Annotated in this window: 20 protein-coding genes; 10 read left to right on the top strand and 10 right to left on the bottom strand. The window is 73.2% G+C overall.

What is annotated here, in order from left to right; genetic code table 11:
* The first annotated feature begins 15 nt into the window (after window positions 1–15).
* The gene (locus ABTY15_RS07670; protein ID WP_350577676.1) at window positions 16–669 is read left to right on the top strand and encodes an Asp23/Gls24 family envelope stress response protein; all 654 of its coding nucleotides are present in this window, start codon (window positions 16–18) and stop codon (window positions 667–669) included.
* A 58-nt stretch (window positions 670–727) separates the two neighbouring features.
* Here the strand turns inward: ABTY15_RS07670 and ABTY15_RS07675 are convergent, their stop codons facing one another.
* Genes ABTY15_RS07675 through ABTY15_RS07685 form a run of 3 tightly spaced genes read right to left on the bottom strand, consistent with a single transcriptional unit; the run spans window position 728 to window position 3,377 of the window.
* Window positions 728–1,498 (bottom strand): SDR family oxidoreductase, encoded by a 771-nt coding sequence (locus tag ABTY15_RS07675; protein ID WP_350577678.1) that lies wholly within the window; start codon window positions 1,496–1,498, stop codon window positions 728–730.
* A gap of 54 nt (window positions 1,499–1,552) precedes the next feature.
* On the bottom strand, window positions 1,553–2,350 hold the full coding sequence (locus tag ABTY15_RS07680) for an SURF1 family cytochrome oxidase biogenesis protein (protein ID WP_350577683.1): 798 nt from the start codon (window positions 2,348–2,350) through the stop codon (window positions 1,553–1,555).
* A 31-nt stretch (window positions 2,351–2,381) separates the two neighbouring features.
* Window positions 2,382–3,377 carry a DEDDh family exonuclease gene (locus ABTY15_RS07685; RefSeq protein ID WP_350577686.1) on the bottom strand — a complete coding sequence of 332 codons (996 nt, stop codon included), beginning with the start codon at window positions 3,375–3,377 and terminating at the stop codon, window positions 2,382–2,384.
* 157 nt (window positions 3,378–3,534) lie between these two features.
* On the opposite strand from ABTY15_RS07685, the gene ABTY15_RS07690 reads away from it, so the two are divergent.
* The 4 genes from ABTY15_RS07690 to moaA all read left to right on the top strand — a co-directional run bounded on the left by ABTY15_RS07690 (window position 3,535) and on the right by moaA (window position 7,892).
* Window positions 3,535–4,578, top strand: a complete 1,044-nt coding sequence (locus ABTY15_RS07690) for a zinc-dependent alcohol dehydrogenase family protein (RefSeq protein ID WP_350577689.1) — start codon at window positions 3,535–3,537, stop codon at window positions 4,576–4,578.
* A gap of 272 nt (window positions 4,579–4,850) precedes the next feature.
* On the top strand, window positions 4,851–5,207 hold the full coding sequence (locus tag ABTY15_RS07695; protein ID WP_350577692.1) for a DUF485 domain-containing protein: 357 nt from the start codon (window positions 4,851–4,853) through the stop codon (window positions 5,205–5,207).
* Window positions 5,204–6,823, top strand: coding sequence for a monocarboxylic acid transporter (locus tag ABTY15_RS07700; RefSeq protein WP_350577695.1), 1,620 nt, complete (start codon window positions 5,204–5,206; stop codon window positions 6,821–6,823). The genes ABTY15_RS07695 and ABTY15_RS07700 overlap by 4 nt, the downstream gene beginning before the upstream one ends.
* Before the next feature lie 79 nt (window positions 6,824–6,902).
* Window positions 6,903–7,892: a GTP 3',8-cyclase MoaA gene (moaA, locus tag ABTY15_RS07705; RefSeq protein ID WP_350577698.1), complete on the top strand. Its 990-nt coding sequence runs from the start codon at window positions 6,903–6,905 to the stop codon at window positions 7,890–7,892.
* On the opposite strand, the gene ABTY15_RS07710 is transcribed toward moaA, so the two are convergent.
* The 6 genes from ABTY15_RS07710 to ABTY15_RS07735 form a co-directional block, all read right to left on the bottom strand.
* A complete protein-coding gene (locus ABTY15_RS07710; RefSeq protein WP_350577701.1) occupies window positions 7,889–8,122 on the bottom strand; it encodes a hypothetical protein in 234 nt (77 codons plus the stop codon). The two genes, moaA and ABTY15_RS07710, sit on opposite strands and share 4 nt — an antisense overlap.
* A 277-nt stretch (window positions 8,123–8,399) precedes the next feature.
* A complete protein-coding gene (locus ABTY15_RS07715) occupies window positions 8,400–8,783 on the bottom strand; it encodes a DUF3099 domain-containing protein (RefSeq protein WP_350577703.1) in 384 nt (127 codons plus the stop codon).
* A 115-nt stretch (window positions 8,784–8,898) separates the two neighbouring features.
* Window positions 8,899–9,447, bottom strand: coding sequence for an RNA 2'-phosphotransferase (locus ABTY15_RS07720; protein WP_350577773.1), 549 nt, complete (start codon window positions 9,445–9,447; stop codon window positions 8,899–8,901).
* A gap of 32 nt (window positions 9,448–9,479) precedes the next feature.
* The gene (locus ABTY15_RS07725) at window positions 9,480–10,895 is read right to left on the bottom strand and encodes a metallopeptidase TldD-related protein (RefSeq protein ID WP_350577706.1); all 1,416 of its coding nucleotides are present in this window, start codon (window positions 10,893–10,895) and stop codon (window positions 9,480–9,482) included.
* A complete protein-coding gene (locus tag ABTY15_RS07730) occupies window positions 10,895–12,496 on the bottom strand; it encodes a TldD/PmbA family protein (protein ID WP_350577709.1) in 1,602 nt (533 codons plus the stop codon). The genes ABTY15_RS07725 and ABTY15_RS07730 overlap by 1 nt, the downstream gene beginning before the upstream one ends.
* A gap of 125 nt (window positions 12,497–12,621) precedes the next feature.
* Entirely contained in the window at window positions 12,622–13,767 is a 1,146-nt protein-coding gene (locus ABTY15_RS07735) for an MBL fold metallo-hydrolase (RefSeq protein ID WP_350577712.1), read from the bottom strand.
* Between the two features lie 330 nt (window positions 13,768–14,097).
* Between ABTY15_RS07735 and fabG the strand changes: the two genes are divergently transcribed.
* Together fabG and fabI are read left to right on the top strand one after the other, a co-directional pair.
* Entirely contained in the window at window positions 14,098–14,817 is a 720-nt protein-coding gene (fabG, locus tag ABTY15_RS07740) for a 3-oxoacyl-[acyl-carrier-protein] reductase (RefSeq protein ID WP_350577715.1), read from the top strand.
* Window positions 14,818–14,819: 2 nt separating this feature from the next.
* A complete protein-coding gene (fabI, locus tag ABTY15_RS07745; protein WP_350577718.1) occupies window positions 14,820–15,587 on the top strand; it encodes an enoyl-ACP reductase FabI in 768 nt (255 codons plus the stop codon).
* A 71-nt stretch (window positions 15,588–15,658) separates the two neighbouring features.
* Here fabI and ABTY15_RS07750 read toward each other — a convergent pair whose 3' ends face one another.
* Entirely contained in the window at window positions 15,659–16,330 is a 672-nt protein-coding gene (locus tag ABTY15_RS07750; RefSeq protein ID WP_350577721.1) for a FadR/GntR family transcriptional regulator, read from the bottom strand.
* 124 nt (window positions 16,331–16,454) lie between these two features.
* Between ABTY15_RS07750 and ABTY15_RS07755 the strand changes: the two genes are divergently transcribed.
* The 3 genes from ABTY15_RS07755 to ABTY15_RS07765 all read left to right on the top strand — a co-directional run bounded on the left by ABTY15_RS07755 (window position 16,455) and on the right by ABTY15_RS07765 (window position 18,595).
* Window positions 16,455–17,741, top strand: a complete 1,287-nt coding sequence (locus ABTY15_RS07755; protein ID WP_502893441.1) for a CynX/NimT family MFS transporter — start codon at window positions 16,455–16,457, stop codon at window positions 17,739–17,741.
* Between the two features lie 47 nt (window positions 17,742–17,788).
* A complete protein-coding gene (locus ABTY15_RS07760; RefSeq protein WP_350577727.1) occupies window positions 17,789–17,911 on the top strand; it encodes an SGM_5486 family transporter-associated protein in 123 nt (40 codons plus the stop codon).
* A 156-nt stretch (window positions 17,912–18,067) separates the two neighbouring features.
* On the top strand, window positions 18,068–18,595 hold the full coding sequence (locus ABTY15_RS07765; protein ID WP_350577730.1) for a SixA phosphatase family protein: 528 nt from the start codon (window positions 18,068–18,070) through the stop codon (window positions 18,593–18,595).
* Window positions 18,596–18,736: the final 141 nt, after the last annotated feature.

Raw genomic sequence — 18,736 nt, forward strand, 5'->3', positions numbered from 1 at the left:
GGAAGGGGCGGCGGAATGAGGCGGACGGCCGTCAACCGGGTGCTGCTCGGGGTGGTCGGGGCGGTGCTGCTGGCGGTCGGGGTGCTGGTGCTGGCCGGCGGGCTCGACGTGTACGGGCGGCTGGGCGTCGACCCGCCGGACTGGTGGCCGCTCACCTCCCCGGACCAGCCGGTGGTCAGCGTCGACTCGCGGACCCGCTGGGTGGCGCAGTCCTGGTGGTGGCCCACCGTCATCATCGGGCTGTCGGTGCTGGTGGTGGGCATGGTCTGGTGGCTGCTGGCGCAGCTGCGGCGCAGCGGACCGGCCGCCCTCGTGGTGCCGACGCCGGGGGCGACCGGGCTCCGGTTGCGGATCAACACCCGGGCGCTGGAGGAGGCGCTGGAGAGCGGGACGGCCACGCTCCCGGAGGTCGAGCGCGCGGATGTGCACCTGGTGCGGGCGCCCAAGCACCCGCGGCTGCGGGGCGCCGTCCGGCTGACGCCCGGCGGCGATCCGGCGGCCCTGATGGAGCACTTCGAGACCGGGCCGCGGGCGGACGCGTGCGGCAGTCTGGGCCTGCCGGAGCTGCCCGCCGACCTGCGGATCCGGGTGTTGCAGGCGGCCCCCGTCAGCCGGCGCCGACGCTTCTGGCGCAGGCGCCGGCACCCGAGGCATCCGCGGGTCGAGTGACGCCGGGGCGGGTGGGACGCGGTCTCCCGTCGGAGCCGGCCCGCCCGCCCGGGGTGGGTCAGAGGGTGCGCAGGGCGCCGCCGTCGACCGGGATCATCACGCCGGTGAGGTAGGAGGCGGCGGGGGAGAGGGCGAAGGCCGCGACCTTGCCGAACTCCGCCGGGGCGCCGTAACGGCCGAGCGGGATCACGGCGTTGGCCCGGGCACGGGCGGCCTCCGGGTCCCCGCCGAGGGCGTCGAGCTCGCGCAGCCGGTCGGTGTCGATCCGGCCCGGGAGCAGGCCCACCACCCGGATGCCGCGCGGGCCGAGCTCGTCCGCGAGGGACTTGGCGGCCATCGCCAGGCCCGGCCGCAGGCCGTTGGAGATGCCCAGGCCCGGGATCGGCTGGCGGACCGAGCCGGAGAGGACGAAGCCGATCACCCCGCCCTCGCCGAGGGCGGCGGCGGCCGCCCGGGCGATCCGCAGCGCGCCGAGGAAGACCGATTCGAACGCGTCCCGCCAGTCCTCCTCGGGGGCGGTGGCGACCGGGCCGGCCTTCGGGCCGCCGACGCTGATCAGCACCCCGTCCAGCCGGCCGAAGTGCTCCCGGGCCTGCGCCACCAGTCGCTCGGCGGTCTGCGGGTCGGCGTTGTCGGCGGCCAGGCCGTGGGCGGCCCCGGCGCCGCCGAGGGCGTTCAGTTCGGCGACGGCGGCGTCCACCGACTCCTTGCTCCGGCCGCTCACCAGCACCCGGGCGCCGTCGGCGGCCAGCTCCCGGGCGGTGGCGAAGCCGAGGCCGCGGGTGGCGCCGGTGACGACGTACACCTTGTCCTTCAGTCCAAGATCCATGCGCCCATCCTGCCCGGTGCGCGTCCGCGGGGACAGCGGGTGGGGGGCGGACCGTCAGGCCGGGACGGCCGCCAGGGCGGTCCCGGCTTCGGCGGCCTGCTTGGCGCGGTCCTTGGCCTCGCGGCGGGCGAGGATCCAGACGCCGACCGGGATCATGGCGGTGAACAGCCACCACTGGATCGCGTAGGCCATGTGCGGGCCGATGTCGGAGTGGTTGGGCTCGGGGATCAGCTGGGGCTGGCCGGCCGGGGCCGGGGTGGTGGCGGTGAGCTCCAGGTAGCCGCCGAGCAGGGTGGCACCGGTCTCCTTGGCCTGCTGCTCGGTGCTGATCAGGTTGAACTGCCGGTCGGGCATGCCGGCCCGGTCCTTGATGCCGCTGCCGCCGGAGGTCTCGTCGGCGCGCAGCCGCCCGGTGAGGGTGACCTCGCCGGTGGGGGCGGCCGGGACGGACGGGTAGGCGGTGGCGTCGTCCGCGGAGGGCACCCAGCCGCGGTTGACCAGGACGGCGCCCCTGCCGTCGGAGAGCTTCAGCGGGGTGACGACGAAGTAGCCGATCGTGCCGTTGGAGTCGGTCCGCTTGCGGACCACGAACTCGTGCTCGGTGTCGTACTGACCGGTGGCCGTCACCGCGCGCCAGGTGAGGTCCTTGGGCACCGCGGCGCCGGGGGCCGTCGACAGGGTGTCGAACGGCACCGGGGCGGCGGTGAGGGCCTTGCCGATCAGCTCGTTGCGGGCCACCCGCGCCTCGTGGCGGTGCAGCTGCCAGAAACCCAGCTTGATCGTCGCGGGGATCAGCAGCAGGGCGATCAGCATGGTGATCAGCCACTGCCGGGTCAGCAGAAAACGGTACACATGGGAACGGTACGCCGACCTCACAACCGGCTCACCCACCGGGGTGCGGGGCGACCTCGCGCAGCAGTTGCAGGAAGGCGTCCTCGCCGACCACCGGGGTGCCGACCTCGCGGGCCCGGCGGGCCTTGCCGCTCCAGCTGTTCGGCTCGTTGGTCACGAGCAGGCTGGTGAGCCGGCTCACCGAGGTGGCGATGTGCAGGCCGGCCTCGACGGCGCGGTCCTCCAGCAGCTCGCGGTCGGTGGCGGTGTCGCCGGTGAAGGCCACCCGCATGCCCTGCACCAGCGGCTTGCCGTCCTCCCAGCGCCCCGGGTTGGGGTACGGGCAGGGCGGGCGCTTCTTGGCCTGGCGGTAGGCCGCGCCGGTCCAGGAGGCCCGGCCGGGGGTGGCGGGCTCGTCCTCGCCGAGATCGGTCACGGCGACGCAGGTCTGCAACGGCAGCGGCACCCCGCCGAGGCGGGCCAGGTGCAGGCTGGGGCGGAAGGCCTCGGCGAGCACCCGGGCGTCGTCCAGCGCGTTGTGGGCGTGCCGCTGCTGGACGCCGAAGTGGGCGGCGAGCGAGGCCAGCTTGCCGTTGGGCAGCGGCAGCCGCAGGTCGCGGGAGAGCACCATGGTGCACAGCCGCTGCTCGACCGGGGCGCGCAGGCCGGCCCGGGAGAACTCGCGGGAGATCATGTTCCAGTCGAAGAGCGCGTTGTGCGCCACCAGGACCCGGCCGCGCAGCCGGTCGGCGAACTCCTCGGCGATCTGCGGGAAGGTCGGAGCGCCGGAGAGCAGCTCCGCGGTGAGGCCGTGGATCCAGACCGGGCCCGGGTCCCGCTCGGGGTTGACCAGGGTGTACCAGTGGTCGATGACCTCGCCGTCCTGGTCCAGCTGGTAGACGCCCGCGGAGATGACGCGGTCCGAGCGGCCGAGACCGGTGGTCTCGACGTCGACCACCGCGAAGCCGTCGGCGGGGTCGGCGGAGCGCTGGGCGGGGACCGGGGCGGTCCGCGGCGCGCCGTACGTCTCGGGCTGGATCGGTTGCATGGTCCAACAGGATAAGCGCCGCCGGAGCCGGCCCCGGCCGAAATGTTCCGGCCGACTGGCCGGAATAGAGTGGTTCGCGTCGACGTCGTACATGCGGTCGACCATCACCCCCGGCCGCCGACACCCCTGACGGCCGTCTCCGTAAGGACGAACACCCATGCGCGCCACCGTGATCCACGGCCCGAACGACATCCGGATCGAAGAGGTCCCGGACCCGGTGATCCAGCACCCGACGGACGTCGTGGTGCGGGTGGTGAACGCCTGCATCTGCGGCAGCGACCTCTGGGCGTACCGCGGGGTGGCGCAGCGGGTGGCCGGCCAGCGGATCGGGCACGAGTTCCTCGGCGTGGTCGAGGAGGCCGGCGCCGAGGTGCGCGGCTTCGCGCCCGGCGACCTGGTGGTCGCGCCGTTCGTCTGGTCGGACGGCGTCTGCGACTTCTGCCGCGAGGGTCTGCAGACCTCCTGCCCGCACGGCGGCTTCTGGGGTCAGGTCGGCTCGGACGGCGGCCAGGGCGAGGCGGTGCGGGTGCCGTTCGCGGACGGCACCCTGGTGAAGCTGCCCAAGGAGGCCATGGGCGACGAGAAGCTGCTGCCGGGCCTGCTGGCGCTGTCCGACGTGATGGCCACCGGGCACCACGCGGCGGTCTCGGCGCGGGTGCGCCCGGGTTCGACGGTCGCGGTGGTCGGCGACGGCGCGGTGGGCCTGTGCGGGGTGCTGGCGGCGCACCGGCTGGGCGCGGGCCGGATCATCGCGCTGGGCCGGCACACCGCTCGCACCGACCTGGCCCGGCGCTTCGGCGCCACCGACGTGGTGGCCGAGCGCGGCGAGGCGGCGATCGAGGCGGTCAAGGAGCTGACCGGCGGGCAGGGCGCGCACGCGGTGCTGGAGGCGGTCGGCACCGAGGAATCGATGCGGACGGCGGTCTCGATCACCCGGGACGGCGGCGCGGTCGGCTACGTCGGGGTGCCGCACGGCGGCAGCGCGGGCGTGGACATCGGTCAGATGTTCGGCCGAAACGTATCGCTGAACGGCGGCGTCGCCCCGGCCCGCGCGTACATCCCCGAGCTGCTGCCGGACGTCCTCTCCGGCGCCATCGAGCCGGGCCTGGTATTCGACCGCACCGTCGACCTGGACGGCGTCCCGGACGGCTACCGGGCGATGGACGACCGCTCGGCGCTGAAGGTCCGGATCGCCTTCTGACGGACCCCTTCTGACGGATCGTCACCAAGGGCGGCACCGCACGGCGGTGCCGCCCTTCGGCGTGTGGCGGCACTGCTCCGAAGGGGCTCATGTGGTGGTTTTCGGCCAATTGGATAGTGCGAGGGGGTGAACGGCTGGCTGATCGCTCTCAACCCCTTTCGGGGCGGGCACCACGCTCCTAGCATTGCGCGGCGCACACGGATTGTGACGCCCCTCACGTCCGATCGTCCCCTGCGCGAGACCGCTACGCCGAAGGAGTGAGGAGAGACAGAGTGGATCCGTCGCCGATCACCACTGCCCCTACGGACGTCCAACGCATCGACGACAGCGAGGAGTTCCGTACCCTCCGGCGCTCGTTCCGGAGCTTCGCCTTCCCGGTCACCATCGGCTTCGTGCTCTGGTACCTGCTGTACGTCCTGCTCTCCAGCTACGCCCCGGGTCTGATGGGGACCAAGGTCGTCGGGCACATCAACGTCGCCCTGGTGCTGGGGCTGCTCCAGTTCGTCTCCACCTTCGCCATCGCCGCCTGGTACGCCCGGTACGCGGAACGGCGGATCGACCCGCCCGCCGCCGCGATCCGCGAGGCGCACGGCGCCGTCGTCCACGCCCCCCGGGAGTCCGCCGAATGACCCTGCTCGCCAGCTCCGCCACCGAGCACCGCGGCCTGATCATGAGCCTGTTCGGGCTCTTCGTCGCGGCCACCCTGGGCATCACCGTCTGGGCCGGGCGGCAGACCAAGGGCGCCGCCGACTTCTACGCCGGCGGTCGTGCCTTCACCGGCTTCCAGAACGGCCTGGCCATCTCCGGCGACTACATGTCCGCCGCCTCCTTCCTCGGCATCGCCGGGGCCATCGCCCTCTCCGGGTACGACGGCTTCCTCTACTCGATCGGCTTCCTGGTCGCCTGGCTGGTCGCGCTGCTGCTGATCGCCGAACCGCTGCGCAACTCCGGCCGCTTCACCATGGCGGACGTGCTGGCGTTCCGGATGCGCCAGCGCCCGGTGCGCACCGCCGCGGGCGTCTCCACCATCGTGGTGTCGATCTTCTACCTGCTGGCCCAGATGGTCGGCGCCGGCTCCCTGGTCGCCCTGCTGCTGGGGGCGCACGGGGACGCCGCCAAGCGCTGGACCATCGTCGCGGTCGGCGCGCTGATGATCGTCTACGTGGTGATAGGGGGCATGAAGGGCACCACCTGGGTGCAGATCGTCAAGGCGGTGCTGCTGATCGCCGGTGCCGCGGTGATGACCGTCCTGGTGCTGGCCAAGTTCCACTTCAACCCCTCGGAACTGCTCGGGGCCGCGGCCAAGGCCAGCGGGAAGGGCGAAGCCTTCCTCGAGCCGGGGCTGAAGTACGGCGCCGACGGCACCAGCAAGCTCAACTTCATCAGCCTCGGGCTCGCCCTGGTGCTGGGCACCGCCGGCCTGCCGCACATCCTGGTCCGCTTCTACACCGTGCCCACCGCCAAGGCGGCCCGGAAGTCGGTGCTCTGGGCGATCGGCATCATCGGCGGCTTCTACCTGATGACGCTGGCGCTCGGCTTCGGCGCGGCGGCGCTGGTCGGCCGCTCGGGCATGGTGGCCGCGGAGGGCCCCAAGCCGTCCGGCAACACCGCGGCGCCGCTGCTCGCCGAGCAGCTCGGCGGCGGGTCCGGGACGACCGGCGGGGCGATCCTGCTCGCGGTGATCTCCGCCGTCGCCTTCGCCACCATCCTGGCCGTGGTCGCCGGTCTCACCCTGGCCTCCTCGGCCTCCTTCGCCCATGACCTGTACGCCAACGTGATCCGGCGGGGCAGGGCCTCCGAGAAGGAGGAGGTGCTGTCGGCGAAGTGGGCGGCCGTCGCGATCGGCGCGGTCGCCATCGTGCTGAGCCTCTTCGCGGGCAAGCTCAACACCGCCGGCCTGGTCGCGCTGGCCTTCGCGGTGGCCGCCTCGGCCAACCTGCCCACGCTGCTCTACTCGCTGTTCTGGAAGCGGTTCAACACCGTCGGTGCGGTCAGCTCGGTCTACGCCGGTCTGATCACCTCGGTGGTGCTGGTGATCTTCTCGCCGATCGGCTCCGGCCTGGACAACTCGCTCTTCCCGGACGTCGACTTCCACTGGTTCCCGCTGGAGAACCCCGGCCTGATCTCCATCCCGGTCGGCTTCCTGGCCGGGTGGATCGGCACCCTGCTGTCGAAGGAACGCCCCGACCCGGAGAAGTACGCTGAACTGGAGGTCCGTTCGCTGACCGGACTGGGCGCCCACTGATCATCGGGCGATGACTATGCTGGCCCGGCCCCGCCGTGACGGTGGCCGGGCCGGTTGCATTCTCGGGGAAGGACCGCACGTGCTGCTCGACACCTTCGGCCGACAGGCCGTCGACCTGCGGGTTTCCCTCACCGACCGGTGCAACCTGCGGTGCACCTACTGCATGCCCGAGGAGGGCCTCCAGTGGCTCGGCAAGCCCGAGCTGCTCACCGACGAGGAGATCGTCCGGCTGGTCACCGTGGCCGTGCGCGACCTCGGCGTCCGGGAGGTCCGCTTCACCGGCGGCGAGCCGATGCTGCGCCCCGGGCTGGTCGCCATCGTCGCCGCCTGCGCCGAGCTCGACCCGCGCCCCGAGCTCTCGCTCACCACCAACGGCATAGGGCTGTCCCGCACCGCGACGGCGCTGCGCGAGGCCGGGCTGGACCGGGTCAACGTCTCGCTGGACACCCTCGACCCCGAGGTGTTCCACACCCTCACCCGCCGCCACCGCCACCAGGACGTCCTGGACGGGCTGGCCGCCGCCGAGGCCGCCGGGCTGACGCCGGTCAAGCTGAACGCGGTGCTGATGCGCGGCGTCAACGACCACGAGGCGCCCGAGCTGCTGGCCTGGTGCCTGGACCGGGGCTACGAGCTGCGCTTCATCGAGCAGATGCCGCTGGACGCCCAGCACGGCTGGGACCGCTCCGCGATGGTCACCGCCGAGGAGATCCTGGACCGGCTCTCCGCGCGCTTCACGCTCACCCCGGAGCCCTCCGCGCGCCGGGGCGCGGCGCCCGCCGAGCGCTGGCTGGTGGACGGCGGGCCGGGCCGGGTGGGCGTGATCGCCTCCGTCACCCGGCCGTTCTGCCGGGCCTGCGACCGGACCAGGCTGACCGCCGACGGCCAGGTGCGCAACTGCCTGTTCGCGACCGGGGAGACGGACCTGCGCGGCGCCCTGCGCTCGGGCGCGGACGACGCCGAGCTCGGCGCGCTGTGGCGGGCGGCGATGTGGGGCAAGAAGGCCGGCGCCGGGATCGACGACCCGGAGTTCCACCAGCCCGAGCGGCCGATGTCGGCGATCGGCGGTTAGTTCTCCGAACCCTCCGGGGTCCAGTCGGCGAAGGCGACGACCTCCTTGAGGAAGCCGCGCACGCCCAGGAACTGGGACAGGTGCTCGCGGTGCTCGTCGCAGGCGAGCCAGGTCTTGCGGCGGTCCGGGGTGTGCAGCTTGGGGTTGTTCCACACCAGCACCCAGCCGGCGTCGTTCCGGCAGCCCTTGGCGGAGCAGATCGGGGTGTCCGGGGTGTCCGGCGTGAGCATCGGGCGTCCTCGACGGTAGGCGGGTCGGTCGGCACCGCCAGTCTTTCACGCGCGCTCCGGCGCCCGGCCGGGGCCCGTCGAGGTCCGGGCATGGCGACGCCGGGCAGCCACGGGGGGAGCCGCCCGGCGTCGGTCCGTCGCTCCGACGGGGGATGCGGAGCGCGTACGCAGTATGTCACGCCGGAAGCCTCGGATGGGGAGGTCTTGCATGATTAATCTGAGCTTCTTTTGAGCTTTCGCCGAGTCGAATCGGCGGGAACCGTGGCAAAACGGACGGTCAGCTCTGGCCCTGTGAAGAATCGGTGGCCGCCGCTCCCGCCCCGGCGGCACCTGAGGCCGCACCAGCCCCACCTGTCCCACCGGGGCCGAGCATCAGCGGGGTGTCGAGCGGGATGTCGAAGGTGCTCGGCAGGCCCGGCGCCTTCTCCCGGCCGGCGTTGGCGAACAGCACCGCGAAGTAGGGCAGCAGCACGGCGCCCGCGAGCGCCGCGAAGGCGAGCCACCGCTGGACGTCCCACAGCACGACGGCGAGCAGCACGCAGGCCGTCCGCAGCAGCATCGAGATCACATAGCGGCGCTGCCGCCCCCGGACGTCCTCGGTGAGGCTGCTGCGCGCCCCCGTGATCCGGAAGACCCGTCCGCCGTCGGCGCTCTTGCCCATGCCCTACCGCCCTCGTCCGCGCGTGCACGCGCCTCTCCGCGCGGCCTTCTCACGGTACGCCGGGGCCGGGGAGCCGACGAGACCGGGTGGGCCGGGGCCCACCCGGTCGGCGGTGTCAGGAGCGCCGGGAGAGGTAGTGCGGGGGGACGGCGTCGGTCAGCCAGACGCCGTTCTCGCTGACCCGGAACTCGTGGCCGTCCGCCGTCATCGCGGCGGCGTTGACGGTCAGCACCACCGGGCGGCCGTGCCGGGCGCCCACCTTCACCGCCGTCTCGGTGTCCGCGGACAGGTGGACGTCCTGGCGGGACATCGGGCGCAGGCCCTCGCGGAAGATCGCCGCCAGATGGCGGTCGGCGGTGCCGTGGTACAGCACCGGCGGCGGCACGGTGGCGGTCAGACCGAGGTCGACCGCCACCGTGTGGCCCTGGTTGGCGCGGATCGAGAGACCGTCCGCCGAGTAGCCGAAGCGGCGCTTGTTGTTGGTCGCCACGACGTGGTCCAGCTCGGCCCTGGTCAGCCGGTTGCCCCTGGCCGCGAGCGCGGCGAGCAGCGCGTCGATCCGGACCCAGCCGGCCGCGTCCAGCGTGACGCCCACCCGGTCCGGGTCGTGGCGCAGGATGCGCGCCAGCATCTTGCTCGTCTTGACCAGCCGCTTCTCGTCCATCATGTCTCTCGTATCCCCCTGTCGGTCAGCGGCTATGAGGCCTGGCTGACCGAACTCATGTTGAAGTCCGCGACACGCACGGGTGGCATCGCGGTGCGGGTGAAGTAGTCGTTCCACTCGCGGGGCAGGCAGCGCTCGGTGCGGCCCGTTTCGGTGATCCGGCCGAGCAGGTCCACCGGGGACTCGTTGAACCGGAAGTTGTTGACCGCGCCGACCACCTCGCCGTTCTCGACCAGGTACACGCCGTCCCGGGTGAGGCCGGTGAGCAGCAGCGTCGCCGGGTCCACCTCGCGGATGTACCAGAGGCAGGTGAGCAGCAGGCCGCGCTCGGTGCGGGCGATCATCTCGTCCAGGGTCGGCGCGGTGTCCTGGTCCCCGGCCTCCAGCACCAGGTTGTCCACGGCCGGGCGCAGCGGCAGCTCGGTGAGCCCGGCGGAGTGCCGGGTGGTGACCAGGTCGGTCAGCACGCCCTCGCGGATCCACTCGGTGGCGGTGATCGGCAGGCCGTTGTCGAACACCGAGACGTCCCCGCCGGTCGAGTGCGCGAGGACGAACGGAGCCGCCTCCAGGCCGGGCTCGCTCGGGTCGGCACGCAGGGTCAGCGGCAGCGGGCTGAGCTTCTCGCCGACCTTCGTCCCCCCGCCGGGCTGGGAGAACACGGTGCGGCCCTCGTGGGCGTCCCGGCCGCCGGAGGACCAGTGCAGGTAGATCAGCAGGTCGGCGACGGCGGAGGGCGGCAGCAACGTCTCGTAGCGGCCGGCCGGCAGGTCCACCTTGCGGGCGCCCCAGCCGAGCCGCTTGGTCGCCTCGGCGTGCAGGGCGGTGACGTCCACGTCGGAGAAGTCCCGGGTGGCGGCGCCGACCCAGGCCGAGCCGGACAGGTCGGCGGTCTTGGCGTTCAGCTCGACCATGCCGGTCGGCTGGTCGTGGCGCAGCCGCAGGCCGGTGGAGGTGCCCAGGTAGCTGGAGACGATCTCGTGCCGGGCGAAGCCGTACAGCAGCTCGCCCTGCGCGGCGGCCCGGGCGAAGGCCTCGCCGAGGGCCGGGCCGAAGGCCTCGAACACCTCGATCGAGGTCTCGCCGGGCGGCTCGGTGAAGTGCGGCGAGCCCGGCCGGTCGGCCACCAGCGGCTGGGCGTCCTCGGCCGGACCGGCCGCGCGGGCGGCCTCCTCGGCGGCCCGGACCAGGCCCTCCACCTCGTCGGCGGTGACGGCCTCGCGGGAGACCACCCCGGAGGCGGTGCCCTCGGCCCCCGCCACGGTGGCGATCACGGTCAGCCGGCGGCCGCGGGTGACGCCGTTGGTGGTCAGGGCGTTGCCCGCCCAGCGCAGGTTGGCGGTGGACTCCTCGTCGGCGATCACCACGCAGCCGTCGGCGCGGGAGAGGCCGAGCGCCAGCTCGACGAGTTCGTGGGGCTGCTGAGCGGTCGTCGTGGTCGTCGCGGTCATCAGTGACCCGCCTCCTGCTGGGTGTTGAGCACGTTGACGTTGCGGAACAGCGCCGACGGGCAGCCGTGGCTGACCGCGGCGACCTGACCGGGCTGCGCCTTGCCGCAGTTGAAGGCGCCACCGAGGACGTAGGTCTGCGGGCCGCCGACCGCGGCCATCGAGCCCCAGAAGTCGGTGGTGGTCGCCTGGTAGGCGAAGTCCTTGACCTGGCCGGCGAGTTCGCCGTTCTTGATGGCGTAGGCGCGCTGGCCGGTGAACTGGAAGTTGTAGCGCTGCATGTCGATCGACCAGGAGCGGTCGCCGACGATGTACAGGCCGTTCTCCACCCCGGCGAACAGGCCCTCGGTGTCCGGGCCGCCCGCGGCGGGTTGCAGCGAGACGTTGGCCATCCGCTGCACCGGGACGTGCGCCGGGGAGTCCGCGAAGGCGCAGCCGTTGGAGCGCTCGAAGCCCTTCAACTTGGCCATGCCGCGGTCGAGTTGGTAGCCGACCAGGACGCCGTCCCGGACCAGGTCCCAGGACTGGGTGGCGACGCCCTCGTCGTCGTAGCCGATCGTGGACAGGCCGTGCTCGGCGGTGCGGTCACCGGTGACGTGCATCAGCTCGGAGCCGTACTTCAGCGAGCCGAGCTTGTCGAAGGTGGCGAAGGAGGTGCCGGCGTAGGCGGCCTCGTAGCCGAGCGCGCGGTCCAGCTCGGTGGCGTGGCCGATCGACTCGTGGATGGTCAGCCACAGGTTCGACGGGTCGATGACCAGGTCGTAGCGGCCGGCCTCGACGCTCGGGGCCTTCATCTTCTCGGCCAGCAGGACCGGCAGTTCGGCCAGTTCCGCGTCCCAGTCCCAGCCGGTGCCGCGCAGGCTCCGTCCATCGGGGGACGACCCCCGGACCCCCGTGAGATATTCGAACCCGCGCCCGACTGGCGGCGCCAGGGTGCGCATCGAGTCGAAGGCCCCGGTGCGCTCGTCCACCGAGGTGGCCTCCAGGGTGGGGTGCACCCGGATCCGCTGCTGGGTGGTGACGGTGCCGGCGGTGTCCGCGTAGAACTTGTTCTCCTGGACGGTCAGCAGGCTCGCCTGGACGTGCGAGACGCCCTCGGCGGCCAGCAGCCGGGAGCTCCAGTCGGCGAGCAGCGCGGTCTTCTCCGCGTCCGGCACCTCGAACGGGCTCACCTCGTACGCGGAGACCCAGGTGGCGTCCCGGTACACCGGCTCCTCGGCCAGCTCGACCCGCTCGGTGGACCCGGCGGCCCGGCTGATCCCGCCGGACAGGCGGGCCACCGCGACGGCCTGCTCGGCCACCCGCGCCGCTGCGTCGGTGGTCAGGTCCACCCCGGCGGCGAAGCCCCAGGCGCCGTCCAGCAGCACCCGGACGGCGAAGCCCAGCTGCACGCTGTCGGAGGTGCCGGCCGGGCGGGCGTCGCGCAGCCGCCAGGCGGCGCTGCGCACCCGCTCCAGCCGGAAGTCGGCGTGCGCGACGCCGAGTTCACGGGCCCGGGTGAGGGCGGCGTCGGCGAGGGTGCGCAGCGGGTAGGCCAGGAACAGCGGGTCGACGGCGCGGACGGGCGCGGCGCCGGCGCCGTCGGCCGGAGGGATCGGAGGCAATCGGGCTCCCTGGTAGCGGGGGTTGCGGTGCGGCGCCGCACAGGGGCGCCCGCACCGCATCATTGCCCGTCCACAGGGTTTCGGCCAGCGTATTTACCCTCGCGCCGCGGCCGTTGGACGGCAGGTCAGCCGACGCTCTCCCACCAGCCGTCCAGCTCCGGCGGGTTGTCCACGTCGACCCGCTCGCCGGGGCGCGGCACCGCCAGCGGGACGGCCTGCACCTTGGCCTCGGCCAGCAGCCGCTCCACCGGCTCGGCCCACGGGTGCAGGCCCAGGTTGAAGGTGCACCAGTGCACCGGCACCAGCAGCCCGGCCTGGAGGTCGCGGTGGGCGAGCACGGCGTCCTCGGGGGTCATGTGGATGTCGGCCCAGGCCGCGTCGTAGGCGCCGATCTGCACCAGCGCGGCGTCGAACGGGCCGTGCTGCTCGCCGATCCGGGCGTAGCCCTCGAAGTAGCCGGAGTCGCCGGTGTAGAAGACCTTGCGGGTCGGGCCGGCGATCACCCAGGAGCCCCACAGGGTGGTGTTGCGGGTCAGGCCGCGGCCGGAGAAGTGGTGCGCCGAGGTCAGGGTGAGCACCAGGTCGCCGAGCGTGCAGGTCTCGTCCCAGTCCAGCTCGATGATCCGGTGCTCGGGGACGCCCCAGCGGCGCAGGTGGCCGCCGATGCCGAGCGGCACCGCGAAGGGCGCGGACTGGCTGCGCACCAGGCGCTTGACGGTCGCCATGTCCAGGTGGTCGTAGTGGTCGTGCGAGATCAGCACCGCGTCGACCTGCGGCAGCTCCTCCAGCTCCACCGGCACCGGGTGCAGCCGCTTGGGGCCGACGTGCGCGGCGGGGGAGCAGCGCTCGCTCCAGATCGGGTCGAGCAGCACCCGGGCGCCCTCGATCTCCACCAGCGCGGAGGCGTGGCCGTACCAGGTGATCTCCACCCCCTCGGCGGCCGGGCGCGGGGCGTCGGCGGGGCGGACGGTGGGCACCGGGTTGGCCGGCACGCGGCCCTCGCGCTCGAACAGCATCCGGCGGACGGTGGCGCGGTCGATGTCCGGGGCGGCGGAGGCGCGGGCCAGCGTGGAGGGGGCGTTGTGGAAGACGCCGTCGCGGAATTGCGGCGAGTTGCGCACCCGCTCCTCCCGCTCGGCGTCCGGCCGCCGCCCGAACGCCGCCGGCAGGTCGCGCAGCGCCCAGGCGGCCGTGCCCAGGCCGGCCGCCAGTGCGGTGAGGGTCAGCAGTCGTCCGCGTCGGTGGGTGCTCCCGCGCCGTGCCTTGGTCATGCGCCCTGCCTTCGTTCCTCGCCGGGGACTCTTCGGGGGGAAGGGTACGGCCCCGTCCCGGGTCGGCCCGCACCACGGGGGCAACGGGCGCAGCGGCCCGTGTTGTTCCCGTACAGTCGCCCCGGTCCGGGCCCGGGGGCCGGACCGGCGCAGGCTTCGGCAGGGCCCGTGAGCTGGGCCGGGTGCTCCGGGCACGGATTGTCGGATTGCCACAGTTCCTCCGCTGCGGCGCTGTGGGAGCCCGATGCGTCCGAGCCGCCGACCTCCCGATAGCGTCACACTGCGTACGCATCCCGCCGTACGTGCCGACACACGGAGAGAGGTGGATCGTTGAGCCGCTCGGTTCTCGTCACCGGTGGAAACCGGGGCATCGGCCTCGCGATCGCCCAGGCCTTCGCCGAGGCGGGCGACAAGGTCGCCATCACCAGCCGTTCCGGTGAGGTGCCCGAGGCCCTGGAGAAGTACGACGTCCTCGCGGTGCGCTGCGACATCACGGACGCCGCGCAGGTCGACGCCGCCTTCACCGAGATCGAGGAGAAGCACGGCGCCGTCCAGGTGCTGGTCGCGAACGCCGGCATCACCAACGACACCCTGCTGCTGCGCATGTCCGAGGAGGACTTCACCTCCGTCCTGGACACCAACCTGACCGGCACCTTCCGGGTGGTCAAGCGGGCCTCCAAGCTGATGATGCGTGCCAAGAAGGGCCGCGTCGTGCTGATCTCCTCCGTCGTGGGCCTCTCCGGCTCGCCCGGTCAGGCGAACTACGCCGCGTCCAAGGCCGGCCTGGTCGGCTTCGCCCGGTCGCTGGCGCGCGAGCTCGGCCCGCGCAACATCACCGTCAACGTGGTCGCCCCCGGCTTCGTGGACACCGACATGACCGCCGTGCTCAGCGACGAGCGCCGCGCGGAGATCGTCGCGGGCGTGCCGCTGGGCCGCTACGCGTCGCCCGCCGAGGTCGCGTCGACCGTGCGGTTCCTCGGTTCGGACGAGGCCGCGTACATCACCGGAGCCGTCATTCCCGTGGACGGCGGATTGGGCATGGGTCACTGATCATGAGTGGAATCCTCGAAGGCAAGCGGATCCTGATCACCGGTGTGCTGATGGAGTCCTCCATCGCCTTCCACGCCGCCAAGCTCGCCCAGGAGCAGGGCGCGGAGGTCATCCTCACCGCCTTCCCGCGCCCGACCCTCACCGAGCGCATCGCCAAGAAGCTGCCGCACCCGGTGAAGGTGCTGGAGCTGGACGTCTCCAACCCGGAGCAGCTGGCCGGCATCGCCGACCAGGTCCGCGAGACCCTGCCGACCCTGGACGGCATCGTCCACTCGATCGGCTTCGCCCCGCAGGACGCCCTGGGCGGCAACTTCCTGGACACCCCGTGGGAGTCCGTGGCCACCGCGATGCACGTCTCGGCGTACTCGCTGAAGTCGCTGACCATGGCGCTGCTGCCGCTGATGCAGGACGGCGGCTCGGTGGTCGGTCTGACCTTCGACGCCCAGTTCGCCTGGCCGCAGTACGACTGGATGGGCCCGGCCAAGGCCGCGCTGGAGGCGACCAACCGCTACCTGGCGCGCTACCTGGGCGAGCGGGACATCCGCTGCAACCTGGTCTCGGCCGGTCCGCTCGGCTCGATGGCCGCCAAGTCCATCCCGGGCTTCGGCGACCTGGCCGACACCTGGAACCACCGCTCCCCGCTGAAGTGGGACCTGAGCGACCCGGAGCCGGCCGGCCGCGGCATCGTCGCGCTGCTCTCGGACTGGTTCCCGAAGACCACCGGCGAGATCATCCACGTCGACGGCGGTCTGCACGCCATCGGCGCCTGACGCTCCGCCCGTACGCCGCTGCCCGGCACCCCCTTCCGTGGGGGGTGCCGGGCAGCGCTGTTTGCAGCTCCTCAGGCGTCGGTGCCGCAGGCGCCGATGGCGCGGCCGGCCTCGACCGAGGCGCGCTGGGCGTCGCCGGCCCGGATGGCGTCGAGGATGGTGTCGTGGCCGATGTAGCGCTCGGCGATCAGCTCGGGGCCGACGTCGTGCCGCAGGTGGGCGCGGGTCACCTCGCCGAGGTCGGCGTAGACGGCGGCGAGGACGTCGTTGTGGGCGGCGGCGACCACGACCGAGTGGAAGGCGGCGTCGGCCTGGACGAAGTCCTCGGCGTCGCCCGAGTGCCAGGCGGCGTCGCGGCGGGCCAGCGCGGACTCCAGCAGTTCGAGGTCGCGCGCGGTGCGGCGGACGGCGGCCAGCCCGGCGGCGGAGGTCTCCAGGGCCGCCCGCAGCTCGGCGACCTTCCCCTGGTCGGCGTCGGCGAAGCGGCGGTGCATCACCCCGGCGAGCTCACTGGTGGCGAGCACGTACGTGCCGGACCCCTGGCGGATGTCCAGCAGCCCGTTGTGCGCCAGGGCGCGGACCGCCTCGCGGACGGTGTTGCGGGCGACCCCGAGCTGTTCGACCAGGGCGGCCTCGGTCGGGATGCGCGAACCGACGGGCCACTCCCCGGAGGTGATCTGGGCGCGCAGCTGCGCGATCACCTGGTCGGACAGCGGGGTGCGCCTCGGCGAGGACAGCGCCACGGGGACTCCTTGCGGCTACGGGTGGGTGGGGCCTTGAGGGGGAGCGGGCCGGTGGATGAACGGTCGGCACATCATGCCAATTCCCAGGTGCGCCAATTCATCCCATCATTCTATGATGGCGCCTATGCCACCCGCAGCAGACACCACCGCTTCCGACCGCCGCACCGGGACCCGGCCGCAGACCGAGCGCCCCGCGTCCCCGAGCCGGCTCCCCGCCTGGCTGTTCGCCATCGCGATCGCCGCCGCCGCCTTCAACCTGCGCCCCGTCGTGACCAGCCTCGGACCGCTGCTCGACCCGGTCCGCGCCGCCCTCGGGATGAACCCGACGCTCGCCGGCCTGCTCACCGCCGTCCCCTCGCTCTGCTTCGGGCTGTTCGGCTTCGCCGCGCCCGCGATGGCCCGCCGGATCGGCCCGATCGCGGTGGTCACCGCCGGGATGGGCGCGATCACCGCGGGCGTGCTGGCCCGCTCCTTCGCCGGCGGCACCGCGGTGTTCCTGCTGCTGACCGCGCTCGCGCTGGCCGGGGTGGCGGTCTCCAACGTGCTGATCCCGGTGGTGATCAAGCGCTACTTCCCGGAGCGGGTCGGCCCGATGATCGGCCTGTACTCGATGGCGCTGTCCGCCGGCACCGCGCTGGCCGCCGCCGTCACCGTGCCGCTGACCAGCGCGCTCGGCGGCGACTGGCGGTTCGGCCTGGGCGTCTGGGCGGGCCTCGGCGCGCTGGCCGTGGTGCTCTGGCTGCCGGTGCTGATGGCCAAGCGCGAGCGCGGCGCGCGCACCGACGGCCCCGCCGCGGCCAGGCTGCCGATCACCCGCAGCCGGACGGCCTGGGCGATGGCCTGCTTCTTCGGCCTCCAGGCCACCGGCGCCTACGTGGTGATGGGCTGGCTGCCGAAGATCTTCCAGGACGCCGGCATCGACAAGGGCACCTCCGGGGTGCTGCTCGCGGTGACCATGGTGATCGGCGTGCCGGTCTCCTTCGTGCTGCCCAACCTGGCCGCCCGCCGCGGCGACCAGCGGCTGTTCGTGGTCGTGCTGGGCTCCTGCGGCATCGCCGGGTACGCGGGCCTGGCACTGGCCCCGGCCGGTGCGCCCTGGGTCTGGGTGGTCCTGGTCGGCCTGTCCAACTGCGCCTTCCCGCTGGTGCTGACGATGATCGGGCTGCGCGCCCGGACGGCCGGCGGCGTGGCGCAGCTGTCCGCCTTCGCCCAGGGCATCGGCTACCTGATCTCCATCCCCGGCCCGATCCTGATCGGCCGGATCTACCAGGTCACCGGCGAGTGGTACGGGCCGCTGGGCTTCCTCGCCGTGCTGCTGGTGCCGCAGATGATGTTCGGCCTGCGGGCCGCACGGGCCCGGCACATCGAGGACGAGGCGGTTACTCGCCCAGGGGTGAAGGCCGCGGCCTGAGGGGGTCGGTGACCGGCGGGCGTGTTCGGGGTGGGAGAATTCCGGACATGCCCGTTCTCGAACCCAACCCCACCGACGGTCGCAAGCAGCTGGGCCGGATCGCCATGGCGATCGCCGGCATCGTGGTCCTGGTGGCGATCATCGCCTCCGTGGCCTCCTCGCTGGGCTGACCGGCCCCTTCCGGCCCCGGCCCGGCAGGGTGGACCACGGCCGTACTCCGGGTGGCGCCCGGGCGAACGGCGCTTGATGGTACCCGCCACCCCTGGGAGTGGCGGCATCCGGGAGCGTCGCGCCCCCGGGCGGCTTTTCTGCCAAGCTTGCTGGGTATGAGCGCCGACACGCCCCGCAGGATCATCGTTCTCCGCCACGCCAAGGCCGACTGGCCGAACGGCGTGGACGACCACGAGCGGCCGCTGGCCGACCGGGGCCGTCACCAGGCCCCGGACTCCGGCCGCTGGCTGGTCGACTCGGGCATCAATCCCGACTTCGTGCTCTGCTCCACCGCCCTGCGCGCCCGCGAGACCTGGAAGCTGGCGGCACACGAACTGCCCAAGCGGGCCCGCAAGACGGTGTACGAGGACCGGATCTACGAGGCCAGCCCCGGCGAGATCATCGCCGTCCTCCAGGAGGTCCCGGAGGAGTACGCGGACGTCGTGCTGGTCGGGCACAACCCAGGCGTGCTGGGGCTGACCCAGGTGCTGGCCGGGGACGCGGGCGACCGGGACGCGCTGGAGCGGCTGCGGCTCGGCGGCTTCCCCACGGCGGCGATCGCGGTGCTCAGCTTCAGCGGCTCCTGGAAGGGCGTCGAGCCGGGCGTGGCCGAGCTGGTCTCGTACTACACGCCGCAGGACTGAGGGCCTCCGGCTACCCGCCGCAGGACCGAGGGCCTGCGGCATCCGGGCATGTCGGCGGTCCAGCCGAAGAGCTCGATCAGCTGGCGGGCGTTGTGCGCCACGTTGCCGTGCGAGACGACGACGCCGCGCGGGGCCGAGGTG

The organism is Kitasatospora sp. NPDC097643 (assembly GCF_040302625.1).
Lineage (GTDB): Bacteria > Actinomycetota > Actinomycetes > Streptomycetales > Streptomycetaceae > Kitasatospora.